Here is an 8,832-nt window from a genome sequence, read left to right on the forward strand (position 1 = left end):
GCAGGTAGAACCGCATGTGGCGCAGTCGCAGCGACTTTGTGCAGGGGTTCACAAGCAGTTACCGTGGTGTGAACAATTCCCCGGAGCATCGTGAAGAACGGCATCGAACGCCGGTCGGACGAGGAGCCAACGACGTGACCGAAACGCACCAGACTCATGGGTCTGTGGCCCTTGACGTGACGGGCGTGGTCGAACCGGCTTCCGTCCCTTCTGTCTCCGACGGGTCTTCCCTCCCTGAATTGCGGGATATCCCCCAGGCTACGGTGACTCGCCTCGCGACGTACCTGCGGGTCCTCGGAGTACTCGCGGATCGTGACACGACCACCGTGTCGAGCGAGGAACTCGCCGCTGCCTCGGGTGTGGGATCCGCCAAGCTGCGGAAGGACCTTTCTTTCCTGGGTCCGAATGGCATCCGCGGCGTCGGCTATGACGTGACTCGACTGCGCGCCCGCATCGAGTGTGCACTGGGTCTGGACCGCGGGCATCAAGTCGTCCTTGTCGGCGTCGGAAACCTCGGCCAGGCGCTCGCTTGCTACCCAGGTTTCGGCCGTCGTGGGTTCTCCATGGTCGGCCTCTTCGACAGTGACTCCGAGAGGGTCGGTGTGGCGGTCGGAGACCTCGAGGTGCGGCACGTCGACGAACTCGAGCAGGCATGCCCCGAACTCGGAGCCACTCTCGGCGTGATCTCGACGCCGGACGAAGCGGTCCAGGATGTGGCCGATCGTCTCGTTCGTGCCGGCTTGCGCTGCATTCTCAGCTTCTCCCCGACCTTGCTCGATGTTCCCGATCACGTAGAGACGCGCCACGTCGACCTTGCCGTCGAAATGCAGGTTCTCTCGTTCAACAGCGCACGCAACATCGAAGCCGGGTCCATCACCCAGAACCGGGAGTCGGTTGCGGCGGCACCCAGTGCCCGTATCGGGCATTCCGCTCTCTCGTCCACTTCACCAAGGAACGGATCAGTGATCGCGCCGTGAGTGTTCTGCTTGTCGGGATCTCGCACAGGACGGCCCCGGTGCCGGTTCTCGAGAGGGTCGCTGTCACCGACACCGATCGACCGAAGTTGATCGACAAGCTTCTGGCGTCGTCGCACATCTCGGAGGCAATGATCGTGTCCACCTGCAACCGGGTGGAGATCTACGCTGTCGTCGATGCGTTTCACGGTGCGCTGACCGAGGTTGGCGAACTGCTCGTGGACCACTCCGGTCTGGATCTCGCCGATCTACACCGGCACGCCTACGTTCGCTACAGTGAGGCGGCGGCCGAGCACCTGTTCGCGGTGGCCAGCGGCCTTGATTCGATGGTGATCGGCGAGCAGCAGATCCTGGGCCAGATCAGGACCGCCTACGCGGCCGCCGACGCGCAGCAGGCCGCGGGTCGCACGCTCCACGAACTCTCCCAGCAGGCTCTGCGCGTCGGCAAGCGGGTGCACTCGGAGACGGGCATCGATTCCGCCGGTGCGTCCGTCGTATCGGTGGCACTGGACCGGGCGGCCGGAATTGCCGGAAGTGGGGGATTGGTCGGACGTACCGCCGTTGTGGTCGGCGCCGGGTCGATGGGCGGTCTCGCGGTCGCTCACCTCACGCGCGCGGGTATCGATCGCATCACCATCATCAACCGCACCAGGGAGCGCGCGGAGCACTTGGCCGACACTGCCCGGTCCCACGGTGTCGAGTCTGTGGCTCTCGAGCTGAGCGAACTCCCCACCGCAATGGCGCAGGCCGACGTTCTGGTGACCTGTACAGGTGCGGTCGGGGCCGTCGTCACGCTCGCGGACACCCACCGTGCGCTGGCACAACCCGGCCGTGACCCGGAACGCACTCTGGTGATCTGCGATCTCGGGTTGCCACGAGACGTGGAGTCCGCGGTGTCAGGTCTGCCTGGAGTCGCTGTGCTCGACATGGAGTCGCTGCAACGCGATCCGGCGGCGGGTGCGGCCGCATCCGAGGCCGACGCCGCCCGGCGCATCGTCGCGAACGAGCTCGGCAACTACCTCGCCGGGCAGCGACTGGCTGAGATCACACCGACCGTCACGGCGCTGCGCCAGCGCGCTGCGGACGTGGTCGAGGCTGAACTCATGCGCCTGGACTCCCGTCTGCCCGGGCTCGACGATCCCCAGCGCGAGGAGGTCGCCCGCACCGTACGGCGGGTGGTCGACAAACTGCTCCACGCACCCACGGTTCGAATCAAGCAACTCGCTTCCGCGCCCGGGGGCGATTCCTACGCCGCCGCTCTGCGGGAACTGTTCGAGCTCAGCCCCGGAACCGTCGAGGCCGTCGCGAAGCCCACCGATCTCGGCGCCACCGACCTGGTAGGTCTCGGCGCCACCGACCTGGTAGGTCTCGGCACCACCGACCTGGCAGCTTTCGACATCGTTGACGGATTCATCGCCGGCCAGGATCCGCGCCTGCGACACTTCGTCGCGGAAGACGACCACGGGAAGGAATCGCAGGCATGAACACCGTCGGCACCCGCACCCTGCGGATCGGGACCAGGGGGAGCGAGCTCGCCACCACCCAGGCCGGCAGCGTCCGTGACGCACTGATCTCGGGCGGGCACGCCGCCGAACTCGTAATCATCGCGACCAAGGGCGATCAGTCCATGGAATCGGTGGAGAAGATCGGGGTCGGCGTCTTCACCGCCGAACTGCGCGAAGCCCTCGCTGACGGCCGGGTCGACGTGGCGGTGCACTCCTACAAGGACCTTCCTACCGCCCGTGACGAGCGATTCACCATCGCCGCAATTCCGCCGCGGGAGGATTCACGCGACGCACTCGTGGCACGGGACGGATTGGTCCTCGGCGAATTGCCCGTCGGTTCCAAGGTCGGCACCTCGGCCCCGCGGCGCACCTCCCAACTCCGGGCACTCGGCCTCGGCCTCGACATCCGCCCCCTGCGCGGCAACCTGCAGCGTCGGCTCGGCAAGGTCGAGTCCGGCGAACTCGACGCGGTCGTGCTGGCGCGGGCCGGGTTGGCGAGGATCGGACGCCTGGACCTGATCACCGAGTCGATCGAGCCCGTCCAGATGCTGCCCGCACCCGCGCAGGGTGCGCTGGCCGTCGAGTGTCTGGCGGAGGATCAGGTGTTGGTCGCGATTCTTGCAGAGCTCGACGACCTGCGCAGTCGCGCGGCCGTCACGGCGGAACGCGCACTGCTCGCCGAGCTCGAGGCCGGCTGCACCGCACCCGTCGGAGCCATTGCCGAGGTCGTCGAATCACTCGACGACGACGGCAGGATCTTCGACGAACTGTCCGTCCGAGGTTGCGCGGCAGCCATCGACGGTTCCGACGTCATACGCACGGGGGCCGTGGGCTCCCCGGACAACGCCGAAGAACTCGGCCGCTCCGTCGCGAGGGAGCTCCTCGAACTCGGCGCGCGGGATCTGATGAATGTCACCGAGCCCGGTGATGCTGATGTTTGATGTGCGAAGGCCGACTGATCGGCCAATCCGCTTCCCGTACCCATCTCGACATATGATCGCACTGGAGAATTACCGATGAGCCGAGTCCGTAAGAACACCCCCGGGCGAATCCTGTTCGTGGGATCGGGACCGGGGGATCCGGCGTTGCTCACTGTCCGTGCGCGGGACGTTCTCGCCGCGGCGACGCTGGCGTTCACCGACCCCGACGTCGACAGGGGCGTCACGGTTCTGGTGGGCGCCGACCTCGGCGTCGACGCCGAGACTGGTGAGCCGCACGCCGAGGTCCGACCCGCGCTGGGCGAGCCCGCAGAAGTCGCGAAGACCCTCGTTCACGAGGCCAGGAACGGCCACGACGTGGTGCGCCTGGTGTCCGGTGACCCGCTGACCACCGATTCCGTGATCGCCGAGGTCACCGCCGTCGCCCGGACCCAGGTGCAGTTCGAGGTCCTGCCCGGCCTGCCGTCCGCCTCGGCGGTGCCCTCCTACGCCGGTATGGCGCTGGGCTCCGGGCACACGGAGGCCGACGTACGCGGTGAGGTCGACTGGGCCGCCCTCGCGTCCGCACCCGGACCCCTCGTCCTGCACGCCACATCGGGGCACCTCGCCGAGACCGCGAGCGCTCTCGTCGAGCACGGCTTGGCCCCGCAGACACCGGCCGCCATCACGGTCCGTGGCACCACCCGGCAGCAGCGCACTGTAGAGGCCACCCTCGCGACACTGAACGAGGCCGGTTCCGAACTCGTCGGTTCGCTGGTCGTCACGGTCGGCAAGGTCGTCGCCCAGCGCAACAAGATGTCGTGGTGGGAGTCGCGAGCACTGTACGGCTGGAAGGTTCTGGTGCCGCGCACCAAAGACCAGGCCGGCGATATGAGCGACCGCCTGGTCACGCACGGCGCCATTCCGATGGAGGTGCCTACCATCGCCGTCGAGCCGCCGCGAAGCCCGGCCCAGATGGAGCGCTCAGTGAAGGGCCTCGTCGACGGTCGTTACCAGTGGGTCGTCTTCACCTCCACCAACGCGGTGCGGGCCGTGTGGGAGAAGTTCGAGGAGTTCGGACTCGACGCCCGGGCGTTCTCCGGCGTCAAGATCGCCTGTATCGGCGAGGCCACCGCGGCCAAGGTACGCTCATTCGGAATCAACCCTGAACTCGTACCGACCGGTGAGCAGTCGAGCGAAGGTCTGCTCGCCGAGTTCGCCCCGTACGACGACGTGTTCGACCCGGTCAACCGGGTCCTGCTGCCGCGCGCCGACATCGCCACCGAGACGCTGGCCGAGGGTCTGCGTGAACGCGGCTGGGAGATCGACGACGTCACCGCATATCGCACCGTCCGGGCTGCGCCGCCGGCGGCCGAGATCCGCGAGATGATCAAGACCGGTGGATTCGACGCCGTCTGCTTCACCTCGTCCTCGACGGTGCGCAACCTGGTCGGCATCGCCGGAAAGCCGCATGCGCGCACCCTCGTCGCTTGCATTGGTCCCAAGACTGCCGAGACGGCCATCGAATTCGGGTTGCGCGTAGACGTGCGACCGGAGACCGCTCAGGTGGGCCCGCTGGTGGAGGCGCTCGCCGAGCACGCTGCGCGCCTACGCGCCGAAGGTGCTCTGCCACCGCCTCGCAAGAAGTCCCGCGCGAGGCGATAGGCGTCACGCGACCCGGAGGAGGACAAGTTCGTGTTTCCGTCTCAAAGACCGCGACGGCTTCGCCGGACGCCGGCGTTGCGTCGGCTCGTGGCCGAATCTTCGCTCGAGCCACGGCACCTCGTGCTGCCGATGTTCGTCGCGGACGGCATCGAAGCCCCCCGGGAGATCTCGTCGATGCCTGGAGTGTTCCAGCACACCCCGGACTCGCTGCGGCGCGCGGCTACGCAGGCAGTCGAGGCGGGCGTCGGTGGAATCATGCTCTTCGGGGTACCCCGCCCCGAGGACAAGGACGCCGACGGCTCGGGGGCATCCGATCCGGGCGGCATTCTGAACCGCGGACTGCGTTGGCTTGCAGATGAAGTCGGTGGCGCAACGGTGATCATGGCCGATACCTGTCTGGACGAATTCACCGACCACGGTCACTGCGGGGTCATCGGCGACGACGATGATGTCGACAATGACCTCACGCTGCAGCGCTACGTGGACATGGCGGTGGCGCAGGCCGACTCGGGCGCGCACCTGCTTGGCCCGAGCGGAATGATGGACGGTCAGGTAGCCGCCATCCGGAAGGCTCTGGACGGCGCGGGCCATACGGATGTCGGCCAACTGGCCTACTCGGCGAAGTACGCCTCGGCGTTCTACGGCCCGTTCCGAGAGGCCGTCGGATCCTCGTTGCAGGGAGATCGCCGAACGTACCAACAGGATTCGGCGAATCGTCGCGAATCGCTGCGTGAGGTGGACCTCGATATCGAGGAGGGTGCCGACCTCGTCATGGTCAAACCGGCGATGTCGTACCTGGACATCCTGCGCGAGACGGCCGACCGCTCGCCGGTGCCCGTAGCGGCGTATCAGATTTCGGGCGAGTACTCGATGATCACGGCCGCCGCGCAGAACGGCTGGATCGACCGGGACGCCGCGATCCTCGAGTCACTCACGAGCATCCGCCGCGCGGGCGCCGACATCGTGCTGACCTACTGGGCCACCGAAGCGGCGGGTTGGTTATGATCGCCGCCGCCGCCGGTAGGGCGTCGGCGCGGCGCCGGTTACGGTAGCTGTCATGACCGAGCAGTGGCCACAGACTCCGCCGCACCAGCAGGGCCCGTCTCCGCACAATCTCCCGTACCCACCCCCGATTCCTGAGCCGAAGCCCGAACGTCCGGTTCCGGTCGATGTGGGCACCGCAGCCCAGTTGCTGTGGGTCGTGGCGGGCCTCGGTCTGATTCAGGCGCTGGTGGCGATGACCGCCATACTGGGGGAGAAGTCGACGTTCGCCGACCAGCTGCTGAACGAACCGGCCATCACGTCGAGTGAGATCGACCTGAGCCGTGACACCGCCGAGAATCTGCTCTTCGTGGCTATCGGATTCCTCGGACTCTTCATCCTGATGTTCACCGCTCTGTTCTTGCTTATCGTGTATTTCATGCGGAAAGGTCGCAACTGGGCCAGAAAGCTGCTGACGATCGGGTGCGCGACGATCGTGGCCTTGACCGTCATGGCGGTGTCCACGACCGAATCAGGCGGCGGTGCAGAACTTGCCCTCGGCGGCGTGCAGATCCTTCAGGCAGTGGTGGCAGTCGGCGCTGTAGTGCTGATGCATCGCAAGGATTCGGCCGCGTACTTCTTACGGCTACCTCCCTCCACCGAGTAGTCCCGACATGACCCACCACGAGAGTTGGTTCGCCCGTGCCTGAGGCGGTGTTGTTCAGTGAGCCCGGTGCCCGTTGGCGGATGGTGGCGTTCGGCCCAGTGTTCTGCCTGATCGCGTTGGTCGTCGAACTGCTGACCGGGCCGGTGGTGCACTGGTTCGCGCTGCCGCTGTTCGCGGTGTTGCTCAGTGGATTCATCTACGTCCAGATGGTGGCGGCACGCAGGCACGCGAGTGTCGAACTCACCTCCTCGTCGCTGCGGCAGGGCACCGAGGACCTTCCGATCGCCGAGATCGTGAAGATCATGCCTCCCGCCGACCCCGAGGCGCGCGTTCAGCAACCGTGGGAGACGGCCCGGACTCTGGGCGAGTTGTCGGACGTGCCGCGCCGACGGTCGGGGATCGGGTTGCGCCTGAGCAACGGTGCTCTGGTCCAGGCCTGGGCGAAGGACGACGAGGGCCTGCGCGAGCAACTCGAATCATTGCTCGCAAAATCGACGGGAGGGTCGGTGGAGTGAATCGACGGGTAGTGACGGTCGCATTCGAGTGGATCGGGGCGGTGACCGGACTCGCCCTGGCGGTGTGGTGCTGGAACCTCGCACAGACCACCTCCGAGTTCGGTCCCATGGCGCCCGGCGAACCCTCCTACGAAGGAACCGAGTATTCGGGTGCGTGGATCGCGCTCGCCGCCGGACTCGTCACTTTGGCGGGCCTGCTGGCGATTGATTCCGTGCGCCGGATCCGACCCGGCCCGGAGGGCGAACCCGCCGGGCCGGCGCCCTTGCTGGAAGAGTTGGCGGACGAGCCCCCCTCACCGGAAGTTCTGGGTGCCCCGGACGGCGTCGGTCCCGCGGCCGTCGATCATCGCGGAGCCGAGTAGCGCTTCGGAACCCCCCAACCAGGGGTCAAGTTTTCCAACGTGGGGGTGTAGGCAGGGCCCCGGCAAAGTCGCATAAGCGCATGTCAGATGGTGCGCAGTAGGTCGACCGGCCGGTGTGGGTTTCGGCCGTGATGGCGTAACGCGGCGGCGATGTTCGTGTTGTCCTGCGTCCGCGTCGGGTGACGGTGCGGCGAACCTGCAATACCTGCGTGGCGTGCGGGAAGCCGAGTCCGGCCGCGACCTCGGTGGCCTTGATCGTGCGACGCTCCCGTCTCCCGTGACCACGCCTCGCACCCGAGGAAGAGACCGGAATGCTCGTCCACGGCAACGCCTTCAACCGGTTTCTCAGTGAGGGTTGGTTGTTCTTGACGGTGAACACGTAGTGCCCGCCACGGGCGACGATGTACTCGGCAGTGGCTCGCTGGCAGTGCAAGGCGTCGGCGGTGACCACCGCATCGGTGAGATCGAGTGGGTCGAGCAGGTCGGTGAGCATCGGGATCTCGTTGGTCTTCGCCCCGACCTCGAGCTGACCGAGGACCACACCGCTGCTGTGGTCGAGTGCGGCCAGCAGATGCGTCAGGCACCCGGCCGCATCCCTCGCACCCCGCAACGTCTTGCCGTCGACCTCGATCACCCGGCGACCGTCGATCACACTGCTACGCAGCCACGCCCACGCGCCGATGAGCTGGTCCAACACGGTGGCGTCGACGCGGGCGAGGGTACGCCGGATCGTGAACTCACTCGGTGCCAGTCCGACCACACCCACACGTTCGAGTACTGCGGTCGGCGCATCGTGAACCCATTCGGCGATCGCGGTGAACGACCTGGCCCCGGCACACACGCCGGCCAAGGCGAGCGCCAGGATCACGGGAAACCGGTGCCGGATACCTCGGCGGGCTCGGGGATCAGGCACCCGTGTGAGCGTGTCGAGAATCCCGCTCGCGAATGGGGTAGTGGGCATGGGAGAAGATGGGGCTGCGGGCACGGCTCGTTCCTGGTGGTGGTGATGGCGTAGGAACTTGAATCATCACCGAGGCGACCGCGCCCGCCACACCCCCTGCCGCAAACCCTCAGGTCAGGAACCTCTATCCACGACTTTGCCGGGGCCCTGGCCCTTGCCGCGAGGTCGACCAACTTGCTGTAGCTGAGCGCGAACCCCAGGGCTGTGTCGTACCACTCGGTCGATCAGATCGACCTTATTCACACCCGAAACAGCGGGTTCAAGTGAACTTGTCGATGAGAGTGC

The 8,832-nt window shown here is 66.8% G+C and carries 9 protein-coding genes; 8 read left to right on the plus strand and 1 reads right to left on the minus strand.

The genetic code is table 11. The annotated features are described in order from the left end of the window. The first annotated feature begins 14 nt into the window (after window positions 1-14). The 8 genes from RM2_RS17005 to RM2_RS17040 all read left to right on the plus strand — a co-directional run bounded on the left by RM2_RS17005 (window position 15) and on the right by RM2_RS17040 (window position 7,586). The gene (locus tag RM2_RS17005) at window positions 15-977 is read left to right on the plus strand and encodes a redox-sensing transcriptional repressor Rex (RefSeq protein WP_072690723.1); all 963 of its coding nucleotides are present in this window, start codon (window positions 15-17) and stop codon (window positions 975-977) included. Further along, a complete protein-coding gene (locus tag RM2_RS17010) occupies window positions 974-2,458 on the plus strand; it encodes a glutamyl-tRNA reductase (protein WP_072690724.1) in 1,485 nt (494 codons plus the stop codon). Before RM2_RS17005 ends, RM2_RS17010 begins: the two co-directional genes overlap by 4 nt. Then, on the plus strand, window positions 2,455-3,420 hold the full coding sequence (hemC, locus tag RM2_RS17015; RefSeq protein ID WP_072690725.1) for a hydroxymethylbilane synthase: 966 nt from the start codon (window positions 2,455-2,457) through the stop codon (window positions 3,418-3,420). The genes RM2_RS17010 and hemC overlap by 4 nt, the downstream gene beginning before the upstream one ends. A 75-nt stretch (window positions 3,421-3,495) precedes the next feature. After that, window positions 3,496-5,061, plus strand: a complete 1,566-nt coding sequence (locus RM2_RS17020) for a bifunctional uroporphyrinogen-III C-methyltransferase/uroporphyrinogen-III synthase (RefSeq protein WP_072690726.1) — start codon at window positions 3,496-3,498, stop codon at window positions 5,059-5,061. A 30-nt stretch (window positions 5,062-5,091) separates the two neighbouring features. Beyond that, window positions 5,092-6,066, plus strand: coding sequence for a porphobilinogen synthase (gene hemB / locus RM2_RS17025; RefSeq protein WP_072690727.1), 975 nt, complete (start codon window positions 5,092-5,094; stop codon window positions 6,064-6,066). Window positions 6,067-6,118: 52 nt separating this feature from the next. Next, the gene (locus tag RM2_RS17030) at window positions 6,119-6,709 is read left to right on the plus strand and encodes a hypothetical protein (protein WP_072690728.1); all 591 of its coding nucleotides are present in this window, start codon (window positions 6,119-6,121) and stop codon (window positions 6,707-6,709) included. An 80-nt stretch (window positions 6,710-6,789) separates the two neighbouring features. Then, window positions 6,790-7,224, plus strand: a complete 435-nt coding sequence (gene mce1N / locus RM2_RS17035) for a transport-regulating membrane protein Mce1N (RefSeq protein WP_072690746.1) — start codon at window positions 6,790-6,792, stop codon at window positions 7,222-7,224. Then, window positions 7,221-7,586: a hypothetical protein gene (locus RM2_RS17040; protein ID WP_072690729.1), complete on the plus strand. Its 366-nt coding sequence runs from the start codon at window positions 7,221-7,223 to the stop codon at window positions 7,584-7,586. Before mce1N ends, RM2_RS17040 begins: the two co-directional genes overlap by 4 nt. A gap of 25 nt (window positions 7,587-7,611) precedes the next feature. On the opposite strand, the gene RM2_RS17045 is transcribed toward RM2_RS17040, so the two are convergent. Further along, on the minus strand, window positions 7,612-8,547 hold the full coding sequence (locus RM2_RS17045; RefSeq protein WP_072690730.1) for an ISAs1 family transposase: 936 nt from the start codon (window positions 8,545-8,547) through the stop codon (window positions 7,612-7,614). Between the last annotated feature and the right edge of the window lie 285 nt (window positions 8,548-8,832).

Origin of the sequence: Rhodococcus marinonascens NBRC 14363 (assembly GCF_001894885.1) — a bacterium.
GTDB classification, from domain to species: domain Bacteria; phylum Actinomycetota; class Actinomycetes; order Mycobacteriales; family Mycobacteriaceae; genus Rhodococcus_F; species Rhodococcus_F marinonascens.